Source organism: Sphingomonas sp. S2-65, from assembly GCF_021513175.1.
Taxonomy (GTDB): Bacteria; Pseudomonadota; Alphaproteobacteria; order Sphingomonadales; family Sphingomonadaceae; genus Sphingomonas.
Genome location: NZ_CP090953.1, coordinates 827,229 through 840,353, shown reverse-complemented (window position 1 = coordinate 840,353; position 13,125 = coordinate 827,229). Strand labels below are relative to the sequence as shown.

Annotated in this window: 10 protein-coding genes and 4 pseudogenes; 2 read left to right on the top strand and 12 right to left on the bottom strand. The window is 65.8% G+C overall.

The window, feature by feature from the left end:
* Positions 1 to 9: 9 nt before the first annotated feature.
* The 12 genes and pseudogenes from LZ586_RS03990 to LZ586_RS03940 all read right to left on the bottom strand — a co-directional run.
* Positions 10 to 935: pseudogene (locus LZ586_RS03990) on the bottom strand (glycoside hydrolase family 43 protein); the annotation flags it as partial.
* Complete coding sequence (locus LZ586_RS03985) at positions 865 to 1,185, bottom strand: hypothetical protein (RefSeq protein ID WP_235078385.1); 321 nt, start codon at positions 1,183 to 1,185, stop codon at positions 865 to 867. The pseudogene LZ586_RS03990 and the gene LZ586_RS03985, both read right to left, overlap by 71 nt.
* 300 nt (positions 1,186 to 1,485) lie before the next feature.
* Complete coding sequence (locus LZ586_RS03980) at positions 1,486 to 2,097, bottom strand: TetR/AcrR family transcriptional regulator (protein ID WP_235078384.1); 612 nt, start codon at positions 2,095 to 2,097, stop codon at positions 1,486 to 1,488.
* A gap of 68 nt (positions 2,098 to 2,165) precedes the next feature.
* Positions 2,166 to 3,059, bottom strand: a complete 894-nt coding sequence (locus LZ586_RS03975) for an SDR family NAD(P)-dependent oxidoreductase (protein WP_235078383.1) — start codon at positions 3,057 to 3,059, stop codon at positions 2,166 to 2,168.
* A gap of 74 nt (positions 3,060 to 3,133) precedes the next feature.
* On the bottom strand, positions 3,134 to 3,547 hold the full coding sequence (locus tag LZ586_RS03970; RefSeq protein ID WP_235079730.1) for a hypothetical protein: 414 nt from the start codon (positions 3,545 to 3,547) through the stop codon (positions 3,134 to 3,136).
* Positions 3,548 to 3,662: 115 nt separating this feature from the next.
* Positions 3,663 to 3,752 (bottom strand): annotated as a pseudogene (locus LZ586_RS03965) (TetR family transcriptional regulator); the annotation flags it as partial.
* 111 nt (positions 3,753 to 3,863) lie between these two features.
* Positions 3,864 to 4,085: an AMP-binding enzyme gene (locus tag LZ586_RS18260; RefSeq protein ID WP_413777326.1), complete on the bottom strand. Its 222-nt coding sequence runs from the start codon at positions 4,083 to 4,085 to the stop codon at positions 3,864 to 3,866.
* Positions 4,086 to 4,334: 249 nt separating this feature from the next.
* Positions 4,335 to 5,435, bottom strand: a pseudogene (locus LZ586_RS18215) (AMP-binding protein); the annotation flags it as partial.
* 11 nt (positions 5,436 to 5,446) lie between these two features.
* Positions 5,447 to 7,074, bottom strand: a pseudogene (locus LZ586_RS03955) (carboxylesterase/lipase family protein).
* Positions 7,071 to 8,390, bottom strand: a complete 1,320-nt coding sequence (locus LZ586_RS03950; RefSeq protein WP_235078382.1) for a spinster family MFS transporter — start codon at positions 8,388 to 8,390, stop codon at positions 7,071 to 7,073. Before LZ586_RS03950 ends, LZ586_RS03955 begins: the two are co-directional and overlap by 4 nt.
* A gap of 3 nt (positions 8,391 to 8,393) precedes the next feature.
* On the bottom strand, positions 8,394 to 10,442 hold the full coding sequence (locus LZ586_RS03945; protein ID WP_235078381.1) for a TonB-dependent receptor: 2,049 nt from the start codon (positions 10,440 to 10,442) through the stop codon (positions 8,394 to 8,396).
* Positions 10,372 to 10,719 (bottom strand): hypothetical protein, encoded by a 348-nt coding sequence (locus tag LZ586_RS03940; protein WP_235078380.1) that lies wholly within the window; start codon positions 10,717 to 10,719, stop codon positions 10,372 to 10,374. The genes LZ586_RS03945 and LZ586_RS03940 overlap by 71 nt, the downstream gene beginning before the upstream one ends.
* Before the next feature lie 133 nt (positions 10,720 to 10,852).
* Between LZ586_RS03940 and LZ586_RS03935 the strand changes: the two genes are divergently transcribed.
* Positions 10,853 to 12,538, top strand: coding sequence for a glycoside hydrolase family 43 protein (locus LZ586_RS03935; RefSeq protein ID WP_413777314.1), 1,686 nt, complete (start codon positions 10,853 to 10,855; stop codon positions 12,536 to 12,538).
* Positions 12,539 to 12,641: 103 nt separating this feature from the next.
* Positions 12,642 to 13,073, top strand: coding sequence for a MarR family winged helix-turn-helix transcriptional regulator (locus LZ586_RS03930; RefSeq protein ID WP_235078379.1), 432 nt, complete (start codon positions 12,642 to 12,644; stop codon positions 13,071 to 13,073).
* Positions 13,074 to 13,125: the final 52 nt, after the last annotated feature.

Here is a 13,125-nt window from a genome sequence, read left to right as displayed (position 1 = left end):
TCCGCACGGTCAGCGGACGAACGGGTCGATCATCTGGATCGTGCCGTCCGCGTTGAAGGTCAGCGGCGTAACCTTCACGTTGCGGAGGTAGTTCTTACCCGAGCGCTGGGTGTCGTGGTAGAACAGGTACCATTTGCCGCCGACCTGGGTGACCGAGTGATGCGTGGTCCAGCCCTGCACCGGCTTCAGGAAATGGCCGCGGAACTTGAACGGGCCATAGGGGGTGGTGCCGGTGGCGTAGGCCAGCATGTGCGTGTCGCCGGTCGAGTAGGTGAAGTAATAGGTGTTGCCGCGCTTGAAGGTCCAGCTGCCTTCGAAGAAGCGGCGCTGGTGATCGCCGCCCAGGATCGGCTTGCCGGCTTCGTCGAGGATCTGCACGTCGCGCGGCGCTTCGGCGAACTGCTTCATGGTGCCGTCCAGCCGCGCGATCTTGGCCGACAGCGCCGGCTTGTCGTCCTGCTTCAGGTCGGTATCGCCGCCATTCGGGTCATAGCTGCCGGTCGCCCAGCGCTGGAGCTGGCCGCCCCAGATGCCGCCGAAATACATGTAGCTCTGGCCGTCGCTGTCGGTGAACACCTGCGGGTCCATCGAGAAGTTGCCGCGGATCGCCTCGGGTTCGGCCTTGAACGGCCCGTCGGCGACTTGGAGGTCGCGACGCCGATGCGGAACACGCCCTGCGGATCTCGGGCGGGGAAGTAGAGATAATAAGTGCCGTTCTTGTAGGCGGCGTCGGGCGCCCACATCTGCTTCGACGCCCAAGGCACGTCCTTCACGTCCAGCGCGACGGGGTGCACCGTCACCTTGCCGCCGATCCGGTCCATCGACAGCACCCGGTAGTCGCGCATCGCGTATTGGGTGCCCAGGTCATCGTCCGGCACGCCGGATTCGATGTCGTGGCTGGGATAGACATAGATGCGGCCGTTGAAGACATGCGCGTGCAAGCACGGACATCCGGCGTAGTGCCTCCAGCCTGGGATCCGCCAGTTGCGGGTTGGCGCTCTGCTTGCCGAAGATCACGCCCATTGCCATCGACATGCGCCCAGGGGTCTTCAGGCTGGAGAGCCGATCCTTCTGAGCAAGGGCTACGACCGACCATTCGAGCGCGCTCAGGCCGGCGGCAGCCATCACATCGGCGGGCGCAGCAACGGGGCTGCCCTGCAATTCGCTAAAGTTCAGATACGCCATGTCTCGCTTCCTCCTGTCCGACCAGGCGAGGCGCACGTCCTCGCGCTGCGTGGAACCCCTTCCACCAGCCTGCTGGTCATTGTCTTGACGAGGCGCGAGGAGACTGGCCGCGCAGGACATATCCCACGGCCCGCTACTCGCCCTCTCATCCTTCTGCTGAAGCGCCGCCTGGTGACATCGTCCCGTTCAGCGCTGCGGTAGTTCCCGATCTTCTATACTGCACGGTATAGAAAGAGCTCGGCCGCCGGTCAACTGCTTTTTATACCGTACGGTATTTTTTGTCGATCCCGAAACGAGCGGCTAATTCTTGCCACCAGGCCACATCGCCAGACTGGTGTCGATCAGCGCCTTCAGGTCGGTGCAGGAAGCTCCCGCACCAGCCTGGACGGCAAGTCCCTGCATGATCGCCGTCAGATAGCTGGTCAGTCCTACGGCGTCGCTGTCGGCCGGAAGGTCGCCCTCCGCCTTCGCGCGCTCGAACCGAGCGATAATCCCGTGCTTGGCCAGGCGTCCGCGTTCGATCACTTCCGCGCGTATCGATTCGGCTTCGGCTCCGCAGGCCACGGCGTTGATCACGCCCATGCAGCCTTTCGGATCGCAGTTGCTCATCTGCATCTCGAGCGCGCTGCGCAAAAGATGCTCGGCGACTTGACGCGCCGTCCTCTCTTTCAGTGCCTCGCCGATATAGTCGAGTTTCTCGCGCTCGTAGAGATCGAGCGCCATCTTGAAGAGCGCTTCCTTGTTGCCGAACGAGGCGTACAGGCTGGGCCGGGTGATCCCCATAGCCTCCGTCAAGTCGCTGAGCGACGCGCCTTCATAGCCCTTGCTCCAGAAGACGCGAAGCGCCGCGGCGAGCGCCGTCTCCGGATCAAACTCGCGCGGGCGACCTCTTACTGCGCAACCCATTTTCATAATGATCGGTACATAAGCCCGACAGCGCAGAAGTCCAGTGGCTTACGCGGCAGCGCCAATATGGTTCGTCAGCGTGTGACTGCCATCGCTTCGCTGGACGAGCCGGCACTCGCCAGTTCCCGTTCGGCCTGTAAGAAGCCGTATGCCGGAACGATCTCGCCCGTCCGGTCGCTTGCGGCGTCCCACTGGTTCACGAGCTGTTCGCCGGAATTCTCACCTCTGCCGATGAACACGCCTTCGGTGAGCGTGACGTTCGCCCGCGCGAAATGGCCGGCGCCGGCGCACAGGATCGCCCGGGTCGGCGCGGCTTCGCCGACGAGTGCGAGCAAGCCGGGGCTCACCAGGCTCGGGTCGAGATGCGTCAGGCTTTCGTCGGACAGGACGCCGTGAGTCATCTGAGTCGCGGCAGTGGGGGCGAGGGCGTTGACGCGGATGCCGTATTTCTCACCTTCGATAGCCAGGGTCTGCATGAGGCCGACCAGCGCCATCTTGGCAGCGCCGTAATTGGCCTGGCCGAAATTGCCGTAGAGACCCGACGACGAGGTGGTCATGACGATGCGGCCATAAAGCTGGCTGCGCATGATTTCCCAGACCGCCTTGGAGCAGATGGCGGCGCCCATCAGGTGGACGTCCACCACCAGGCGGAACTCGTCCATGGTCATTTTGGCGAAGCTCTTGTCGCGCAGGATGCCGGCGTTGTTGACTAGAATGTCTATGCGATTCCAGCGTTCCAGAGCCTGGTTGACGATCTGGTTGACGCCGAGCTCATCGGTTACCGAGGCGGCGGCGGGCATTGCTTGCCCTCCCGCCGCCTCGATCTCGGATGCGACCCGAGCGGAACTCTCTTCGGAGACATCGTTGACGACCAGCTTCGCGCCCTTGCTGGCGAGGTAGAGAGCGTGTGCGCGCCCGAGTCCCCCGCCTGCGCCTGTGACGAGCGCTACGCGACCTTCCAGTTCCATCAACGGTGCCTCTCCTTGTTTTGCCGGAGCGTACCGCAACCCAATTTCACTAACAAGAGAGTGAATGAACGATTTCAGCGCGCCGGCTTGCAGATTTCGAGGAAACCGGCCGCCATAAACGACGCCATTCGCTCCTTAACCGCGACGAAATCGTCCGATTTGCACAATCCGTGCGACAATTTGTCGATCCGGCCGGTGCGCGCGAGCGTGAGCATCAAGGCGCCGGTCACGAAGTGATAGCCCCAGAAAATGTCCTGTTCCGCGCAGTCGGGCAGGGCTTTCTTGAGCAGTGCGATCAGCCGCAGCACGACGGGATCGAAATGCTCGTCCATCAGCTCGGCACCCCACTCCGGCGTGTTGGCGACCTGTGCGCCCAGCGCGGCATAGTTCTTCCAGGCTTCTCCCCTCGATATACAGATCGAGATCGGTATCGAGAAAGGCGCGCAGCGCGCCCTCGACGGTCGGCGTGTCCTTGCAGAGCGCCTCATAATCGTCGAGCGCCTGCATCCGCCGCTCGCTGGTCACCACCGCGCGGCGGGCGAACACCGCCTGGAAAAGCTTGTTCTTGTCTTCGAAATAATAGTTCAACAGCGTGTGGTGGACGCCGACGCGCTTGGCGACGTCCTTGAGCGTGACGCCGTAGAGACCATGCTTGGAGAAGAGATACTCGGCGGAGTCGAGGATCAGATCCATGGTTTCGGCGCGCTGTTCGGCCTTTTTGGAGCGTCGCGCGGGTTTGACATTCTCTTGCACGCGAATGTTCTTCGGTCCTGCGCGTGCGGGCGTCAAGCCGCGCGGAAGCGCTCACGCATGCGCATATTGCGAGCGCAAGCGAACCTTGTCGATCTTCCCCGTCGGTGCCAGCGGCATGCTTGCCAGGCGAACGACCGCATCGGGTATCCACCACGGTGCGACCCGTCCACGAAGCGAGGCGAGCAGCGCCTCGTCGCTCACGTCCTGCTCGGCGCGCACCTCGACCAGCAGGAGCGGACGCTCGCCCCATTTCGCGTCCGGCCTTCCGATCACGGCGGCGAGCGAGACTTGCGGAAGCGCGCCGACGACCGCCTCGATCTCGGCAGGGTTGATCCACTCGCCGCCCGACTTGATCAGGTCCTTGGCGCGCCCGGTGATGATCAGGTTCCCATCGGCTTCGATGCGGGCCAGGTCGCCGGTGGCGAACCAACCCTCTGCGTCGGTGGCGCTTTCGTCGTGACCGAAATAGCGTTCGATCACGGCGGCGCCGCGGACGTGCAGATGCCCCTCGAGGCCGCGCTGATCGGGCAGCGGCCGCCCATCGGCATCGGTGAGGCGGAGGTCCACGCCGATCGCCGGCTTGCCGGAATAGGCGGCGGAACGTTGCGGGTCGCCCGGCAGCGCGACGGTGCCCGAGGGGGACAGCTCGGTCATGCCCCAACTGGTCTGGACGGTGACGCCTAGGCGCTGTTCGATCCGCTCCATCAGCGCCGGCGGCAGCGGCGCGCCGCCGACGATGATCCGCTTCAGCGAGGGCAGGGTGCCCCGGTGGCCTCGAGATGCTCGGCGACGCCGAGCCAGACGGTCGGCACGCCGACACCGACGGTCACGCCTTCCGACGCGATCAGCCGCGCCAGGCTGGCGCCGTCATTATAGCGGCCGGGCAGCACCAGCTTGCCGCCGGCGGCCGGAAGCGCGAAGGGCAAGCCCCAGGCATTGGCATGGAACATCGGCACCACCGCGAGAACCGCGTCGCCGCCCGAGATCGCCATGACGTCGACCTGAAGCAGGCGCAGGGTATGGAGGAAGCTCGAGCGGTGCGTGTAGGTGACGCCCTTGGGCGCGCCGGTGGTGCCCGAAGTGAAGCACAGGCCGGACGGCGTCGTCTCCGCGAAGCCGCCCCAGGCGATGTCGGACGACGCCGTCGCGATCATCGGCGCCAATGCGCTGACGGGTATCCGCGTCGGAGTTGCGGTCACACCGGCATCGCCGTCGATCACCAGGATCTGGCCGATCGGCGCGCCTTCCTCGACGATCCGCAAGGCGAGCGGCAGCAGGTCGGCGCTGGCGATCAGCAGCTTCGCCTGCGACTGGCGGAGCATCGCGGCAAGCTGGACCGCAGTGAGGCGCGGGTTGAGGGTGGCAGACCGCACCCATGCCCATCACGCCGTACCAGGCCTCGACATGCGCCTGGCTGTTCCAGGCGAGCGTCGCGACGCGGTCACCCAGGCGCGTGCCGAGATCCGCGAGGATCGAGGAAACCGCCAGCGCCCGCGTCCGCAGTTCGGCATAGCCGATCCGCTGGCTGGCGCCGTCCTCACACGCAGTGACGACCTGTGCATGCGGGTGCCATTTGGCGGCGTGATCCAGGAACTTGTCGAGGGTGAGCGGATAATCCTGCATGCTCCCGTCGATCATCGGCACCCTTCCGTCTTCTTGAGCACGGGAGAGGCGATGCCGGTGTTCCAGTTCCAGGGCTGATCGCCGGCGGCGCGCCGGCGGCAGACCGCCGCCTCGTGCAGCGCGAACATGCCGGGGAACAGCTTGGTGCCCGGGCGCGGCGCCTGGGCAAAGGCCATATAATGCCCTTCCTTGCCATAGGGCTGCCACGTCGGCTGGCCGTTCGCGGCGGGCGTGCCGGTCTTCGCGAAGGAGGACCAATAGCCCATCATCGCGTCCGACATCCGTCGCTCGGCGGGGGTGTCCGGCACCTTGGGCCACAGCGCCGGGGTGCGGCCGGCGGTGCCGAAGACATAGGGGATCTCCGACGCGTGGAAGGCGTGCAGCCCGTTGTCGTCGGTAGCCGGATAGCCATGATCGAAAAGATAGAGATAGCCGCGCTGGCCGATCGCGGTCTGGCCAAGGGCGAGGCGCGTCGAGGTCCAGCCGTAGAGCGCGTCGCGGGTGGTGGCGAGCATGCTCTCGCCGATCGCGTTCGACGGGTAGAGGCGCAGGAACGCGTCCGCCAGATCGCCATAGCGGGCGCGGATCGCCGTTTCATAGGCGGCGGCATCGGCGGGGGCCGGGGGGAGGAGGACACGCAGCGAGCGGATTTCGCCGCTGTTGAAGCCGGCCAATATTGGTACCGGCGCCTGTTCGCCGCGATCCCAGGTCTCGGCCAGCTGCCGGGGCAGTATCTTGCCGTCGACCGTGCCCCAGGGGCCATAGCCCTTGCCCGCGGCATCGCTGGTGAGCTTTTCGGCGTCCATCGCCCGCAGGCCGGCAAGGTCGGCGGCGCCGAGCGCGGTCATCGCCAGCGTGCCGGCCGCTTCGGCCGAAGGCGTGCCGTTGCGCGCCGTCTTCAGGTCTGGCGCGGAAATCATATAGGCGCTCTGGGCGATCGCCCGCTGAAACAGGCCGCGCGCCCGCGGGCTCGCCATCAGGTACATCACGCTCAGCCCGCCGGCGGATCGCCTGCGACCGTGACGTTGGCAGCATCGCCGCCGAACGCGCCGATATTGTCCTTCACCCAGCGGAGCGCCGCGATCTGGTCGAGCAGGCCGTAATTGCCCGAGATGCCCTCGGGCGATTCCGCGCTGAGACCGGGATGGGCGAGGTAGCCGAGGATGCCCAGCCGATAGTTGATCGAGACGACGATCATGCCGCGCGCGGCCATGCGCGCGCCGTCGTACATCCCCTCATGGCTGTAGCCCGAGACCAGCGCGCCGCCGTGGATCCAGACGAACACCGGCAGCTTGCCGGCGTTCCTGGGCGCCCAGACGTTGAGCGTCAGGCAGTCCTCGCTCATCCGCTCGGGCGGGTTGGTGTAGATGCCGGCGATCTTCGGGCGCGGCTGGACGCAGGCGGGGCCGAAGCTGGTCGCCTTGCGGACGCCCGGCCAAGCCGGCAGCGGCGCCGGCGCCTGCCAGCGCTTCGCGCCCACCGGCGGCTGGGTATAGGGGATGCCCTTGAACAGCCGGAGCGTGCCTTCGGCGCTGCCCTCCAGCCTTCCCGCCGGTGCATCGACGATGGGCGACTGGGCCAGTGCGGGGCTGGCGGCGAGGAGGCATGCCGCGAACGCGGCAGAGGGAAGCTGTTTCATGCGGGAACCTGGACCGGGTTGGGCCCCTCGCGGCGCAGCAACCGCGCGAGCCAGAGGAAGAGCGCGATGGCGAGGAAATAGAAGGGTGTGAGCGTGTAGAGCGCCGATTGCAGGCCATGCGCGTCGCCCTGCGCCTTGAACCAGTCGCTCGCCGCGCCGACCCAGGTGGGGCCGAGGCCGAGGCCGATGAAGTTCATCACCAGCAGCAACAGCGCGCCGGATAGCACCCGCTGGTTGGGCTTCACTTCCTCCTGCACCAGCGCGACCGAGGCCGAGAGATAGAAGTAGTTGAAGGTCATCACGACCGCGAGCAGCACCAGCGCGAGCGGCCAGCTCGGCGCCCAGACAAAGGCGAGGTAGAAGGGCATGGCGATGGCGAGCGATACCGCCGGGGCGATCGCATAGCCGGTGCGCGACCGCCGGGTCATGCGGTCAATCACGCGGCCGGAAAGCACCATGCCGCCGCCCATGCCGAGCGCGAGCACCAGCGCGTACCAGATTGCGACTTCGCCCAGCACCATCCCCTTTTCGCGCATCAGGAACAGCACGGCGAAATTGCCCAGGCCGTAGGTGACGAACTGCGTGGCGCCGCTGCCCAGCGCCGCGAGCATCAGGATCGGCTGCGAGAAGAACATCCGCAGCGTCGGCCAGAACAGAGCCTTTTCCGACGCGTCGCCGCTGCGCACGGCATCGGTCGCGCCGCGTTCGGGCTCACGGATGAACAGCCAGACCAGCACGGCAGTGAGGATGCCGATCCCGCCGACGACGATGAACGGCATGCGCCAGCCGAAGCGCTCGGCAATCGAGGCGCCAAAGGCCACGCCGGCGGCGGCGCCGATCGCGGGTCCGAGATTGAAGATGCCGATCGCCGCCGCACGCTTGCCCGGCGGGTAGGTGTCGGTGATGATCGCGTAGGACGGCGGAACCCCGCCCGCCTCGCCGAAGCCGACCATCATCCGCGCCGCCACAAGCTGAGGATAGCTGGCGGCAAGGCCGCAGGCCGTCGTGGCGCCGCTCCAGATCGCGCAGGCGAGGGAGAGCACCCGCACCCGGTTGGTGCGGTCCGCCAGCCAGCCTACCGGAATGGCGATGAAGCAATAGAACATCGCGAAATACAGCCCGCCGATCAGCCCGAGCTGGCCATCGGTGACTTGCAGCGAGTCCTGAATCGGCTTGGCGAGGATGCCGATCAGCTGGCGATCCAGGAAGTTGAGGATGTAGACGAAGGTGAGCGCCGCCAGCACGAACCAGGGCGGCCGCGCGCGTGCGGTGTCGAGTTCCGGCGCGGACGTCGAGGAGGTGGAAGCGGCGCTCACCGATCAAAGCCCGTAGCCGAGACGGATGCCGATGGTGCGCGGGCGCAGCGTGCCGAACCGGCTGACCAGGAACGCCTCGGGGTGGATGTAGATCACCGAGTGATCGTCGAACAGATTCTCGACATAGAGCTGCGCTGATACCGGCCCGCGCTTCATGCCGAAGCTGACATTGGTGTTCACATATTCGTCGGTTTCGCCAAAGGTCGACAGCGGCACGTTGGGGAGGCCCGGCGTGTTCGGGAACGAGCTGTTGTACGAGCCGACATATTGCGCGTTCACCGCCAGCGTGCCCTTGGTATCCCGGCCCAGGTCGAAGCCGTAGGACAGGAACATCGCGCCCTGGAGCCGGGGCGCCGAGAGGCGGTGGCCGAGCACCGCGCCCGAGATCGCGGCTTCCTCGGCGCTGAGCTTGGTGATCTTGGCGTCGTTATATGCGGCGTTGAAGCCGATGAAGACGTCCTTGGCCGGGATGATCCCCATCTCGACTTCGAAGCCCTTGCTCTGCGCGGCGCCGATATTGGTGGCGAACTGGACCGAGTCCGACACGCGGTTGGCCTGCGCCTGGATGTTGCTCCAGTCGATCAGATACGCCGCGGCGTTGATCGTCACCAAGCCGTTCAGGAAGCGGGCCTTGGCGCCGACTTCGTAGCTCTTCAGGTCGTCCGAATCCGCGCCATAGGGGATGGTGATGTCGTTGGGGTTCACCAGGCTGGGACGCCCGGCGAACGCGTTGACGATCGGCGCGCGGAAGCCGGTGGAGAAGGTGGCGTAGGTGGTTAGCGACTGGCTGGGCTTGTAGCTGACGCTGGCCTTCCACGACGGTTTGGTTCCCGATGCCTTGACGCCCTCGACTGCCGCATAGGGCGTGAAGGTGTTGAAGTTCACCGGGATGCCGAGCAGCGCATAGGTGAAGTAATTCTGGCCGAAGGCGGTGGCGAGATAGCCGCCCTCCTCGGTGAAGCCCTGTGCCGAGGTGCGGCCGTAGCGCATGCCGCCGGTGACCCAGAACTTGTCGGAGAAGCGGTAGGTCAGCTCGCCGAAGCCGGCGAGTTCCTCGCTGATCTGATGGGTATATTGCTTTTGGTAATATTGGTCGGGAAGCCCGGTGAGGCCGCGCGCCGCCAGGAAGGCGAGCGACGAGCGGTAGAAATAGTCCACGTCGCGGCGGCGGTGGAGGTAGAAGCCGCCGACCACGAACTGGAGCGGGCCATCGAGGGTCGAGGCGAGGCGGGTCTCCTGGACGAACACCTTGTCATAGGCGTTGGCGTCGAGGCCGAAGGCGATCGGCGCGCCGGGGTAAGCGGGCTGGCGGGGGAAGGTGCCGGCCAGGTCGAGCCAGAAGCGCTGGTCGAAATCCGAATAGGTCGACGAGCTGGTCAGCGTCGCGAAATCGGCCTGGTATTCGAGAGTGGCGTTGAGGATCGTCTGCTTGCCGGTGAAGCGGTCGGGCTGGTCCGAGACGCGCTTCTCGCGGCCGAGCGAGGGGCTGGTGAGCGAGGAATCGGCGGGATCGCTGTTCTCGTACGAGCCGAGCAGGCGGATCGACAGGCGGTCGGTGGGCTTCCACAAAGCGAGCGCGCGACCGCCATAGTCCTTGAGCGTGTTCGAGTTGTGGACGCCGGTCCCGACATTGTCGAGATAGCCTTCCTCGTTGCGGTAGAAGCCGACCGCGCGGATCGCGAGCTTGTCGGTCACCACCGGAATGTTGAGCATCGCATTGTAGCGCTGGCGGAAGCTGTCCGAGCCGGTGAGGGCGAGATCGACCAGCACCGAGGTGTCGAAATTGTTGAGGTCGGGGCTCTTGGTGAGGATCCGCATGGCGCCCGAAAGCGAGCCCGAGCCGAACAGCGTGCCCTGCGGACCGCGCAGGAACTCGACGCGCTCGACGTCGAACAGGTTCGGGTCGACCACGGTGGTGTTGCCGATCGTCGAGATCGGCAGCTCGTCCATGTATACCGCGACTGAGCTCTGGAGATTGGCGTTATAGCCGTTGGTGGCGATGCCGCGGGCGGTGAAGTTGTTGAAGTTCTGGGTCGGGCGGTTGAGGATCACGCCCGGGGTCTCGCGGGCGATCCTCGAAGCCGACGATGCCTTTTTGGGTCAGCTCTTCCTGCTGGAAGGCGGTGACGCTGATCGGCACGTCCTGGATCCGCTCTTCGCGACGGGTGGCGGTGACGACGACTTCGTTCTGGCCCGCTTCCGCGTCATCCTGCTGCGCGGTGGGGCTGAGTTGCTCGACGGTCGTGGCAGGGTCGTTCTGCGCTGCCGCCGGCGAAACGCCGGTCGCGACGGCGACGGCACATGCCGACGCGAGAAGATATGCCCGCATGCTCTCTCTCCATGTTTGCCGATCATCTGCGTGCCGGCTTGATCCTGAGGTTGCAGCGATCGCAGGGGCTTGTCAACGTTCACTAACGCGCGTGTGAATGAAATGCGGTTTCATGGATGCGCGATCGCTGCCTATGCTCCGCGCGAAGCCGGGATCCGGCACGAACAAGGAGAGACACGTGCTTCGTCTGCTTGCGCTTGCGGCCGCCCTGGCCGCCACTTCGGCTGCGGCTAGCGACCTCCCGCGCTTCAGCCGGTTCGCCTATGAAGGACAGAGCCAGGAGCAGGCAACCGCGTTGCCGGGGCAGTATCGCAACCCGATCGTGTCGGGCTATTATCCCGACCCGTCGGTCACGCGCGTCGGCGACGATTATTACCTGGTGCTCTCCTCCTTCGCGCACTTCCCCGGGCTGCCGATCTTCCGGTCGAAGGATCTGGTGAACTGGACCCAGATCGGCAACGCGATCGACCGTCCCGGGCAGCTGGATTTCACGGGCAAGCGCACGTCCGAGGCGGTGTTCGCGCCCGACATCTCATATCATGGCGGCACCTTCTACATCGCCAACACCTGTGTCGGCTGCGGCGGCAACTTCGTGATTACGGCGAAGGACCCCGCGGGTCCCTGGTCCGATCCGACCTGGCTTCCGTTCGAGGGCATCGACCCGTCAATCCATTGGGAGGGCGACCGCGCCTATATCGTCAACAACCGAGCGCCCGCCGAACCGCCCCGCTATGACGGACACCGCGCGATCTGGATCCAGGAGTTCGACTGGCGCACGGGCAAGATGGTCGGCGAATCGACGCAGCTCGTAAACGGCGGCGTCGACATCACCAAGAAGCCGGTGTGGATCGAAGGACCCCATATCCTGCGCCGTGGCGGGTGGTACTATCTGACCGCGGCCGAAGGCGGCACCAGCGTCAACCATTCGCAGGTCGTGCTGCGGTCCCGCACGCTGCGTGGTCCGTATGCCGCATTCGCCGGCAATCCGATCCTGACGCAGCGCGACCTGGATCCCACCCGGCCGAACCCGATCACCTCGGCAGGCCATGCGAAGCTCGTCCAGACGCAGAACGGCGATTGGTGGGCCACCTTCCTCGCGGTGCGCCCCTATGCAGGCGACTATTACAATATCGGTCGCGAAACCTTCCTGCTCCCGGTCACCTGGCGCGACGGATGGCCGATCATTCTGCCCAAGGGGAAGGCGATCCCGTTCGTCGCACCCAAGCCCGGACTGCCGGCCCAGCCCCGCGCGGCGCTGCCGACCAGCGGCGACTTCGCCTATGCCGACGAATTCGACGGCACCCGACTGGGCCTCGCCTGGATCGGGGTGCGGACGCCCAAGACGCGGCTCTACCGGCTCGACGGTGGCGATCTGGTGCTCAATTCGGGGGCCCGCCTGGGGGACTTGTCGGGCGTTCCCGGGTTCGTCGCCCGCCGCCAGCAGCATCACCGCGCGACGATGAGCACGACGGTGCGGTTCACACCCGACAAGGATGGCGACAGGGCCGGTCTGGCCGCGATGCAGAGCGATCGCAATTACCTGTTCTTCGGCGTGACGCGCCTGGAAGGACAGGCGTGCGTCGCGCTCTATGCGAGCGAGGACGGCAAGGAGCGGCTGATCGCGACGGCCCCGCTGGCGACAAGCGCGCCGGTGACCCTGACGATCCGAACGGACGGCGGCACGATGGCCTTCCTCTATGCGGAATCGGGCGCTTCCAAGACGCTGAAAAGCGATCTGGACGCCAGGTTTCTCAGCACGAAGACCGCGACGGGCTTTGTCGGCACGCTGGTAGGGCCGTATACCTGGCTGTCTTCCTGATCGGTGACTGCGGCAACATCCTCCGCCAGGTTCAGGAGTGAACCTTTGGGGAGACTGCCGCCAAGTCTGGCCAGCCGAGCGCGAAGCACGCTATGCGGCCCTCATGACGAAGCCGACTGACGACCAGATTGCTGCACTTGGCGCGGTGTTCGACACGTTCACGCGCCGGTACAAGCTGGTCGACGCCGCCGGCGCGGGCAAGTCGCTGAACGAGCTCGACAAGCAGACGCTGCTCTACGTCGCCGATCAGCCAGGCTGCGGCCCCAGCGACGTCGCACGCTTCCTGGGCGTGGCCAATACCACCATCACCTCGGCTACCGACCGGCTCGTCAAGCGCGGCCTGCTCGCGCGGCGGCGCGCGGAGGGCGATCGCCGTGCCGTCGCGCTGGCGCTCTCTGCCGAAGGAGAGGCATGTGTCGTCGATATCCGCGCCGCGCATCGCCAGCTCTACGACAGGATGTTGGAGCCGCTATCGACTGCCGAACGCGACAGCCTGATCGGGATGCTCCAGAAGATTGCATCGAACGACGATTGAATAGTACGAAATTCGTTGTATCCTAACCCTGCGGACGCGATTGGTGCGTCCG

Bases quoted from the DNA above. Each gene is read 5' to 3' on its own strand.
- LZ586_RS03970 (WP_235079730.1), bottom strand. From the start codon at position 3,547: ATGAGGCGCTCTGCAAGGACACGCCGACCGTCGAGGGCGCGCTGCGCG.
- LZ586_RS03985 (WP_235078385.1), bottom strand. From the start codon at position 1,185: ATGGCGTATCTGAACTTTAGCGAATTGCAGGGCAGCCCCGTTGCTGCG.
- LZ586_RS03940 (WP_235078380.1), bottom strand. From the start codon at position 10,719: ATGCGGGCATATCTTCTCGCGTCGGCATGTGCCGTCGCCGTCGCGACC.
- LZ586_RS03935 (WP_413777314.1), top strand. From the start codon at position 10,853: ATGCTCCGCGCGAAGCCGGGATCCGGCACGAACAAGGAGAGACACGTG.
- LZ586_RS03930 (WP_235078379.1), top strand. From the start codon at position 12,642: ATGACGAAGCCGACTGACGACCAGATTGCTGCACTTGGCGCGGTGTTC.
- LZ586_RS03980 (WP_235078384.1), bottom strand. From the start codon at position 2,097: ATGAAAATGGGTTGCGCAGTAAGAGGTCGCCCGCGCGAGTTTGATCCG.
- LZ586_RS03975 (WP_235078383.1), bottom strand. From the start codon at position 3,059: ATGGAACTGGAAGGTCGCGTAGCGCTCGTCACAGGCGCAGGCGGGGGA.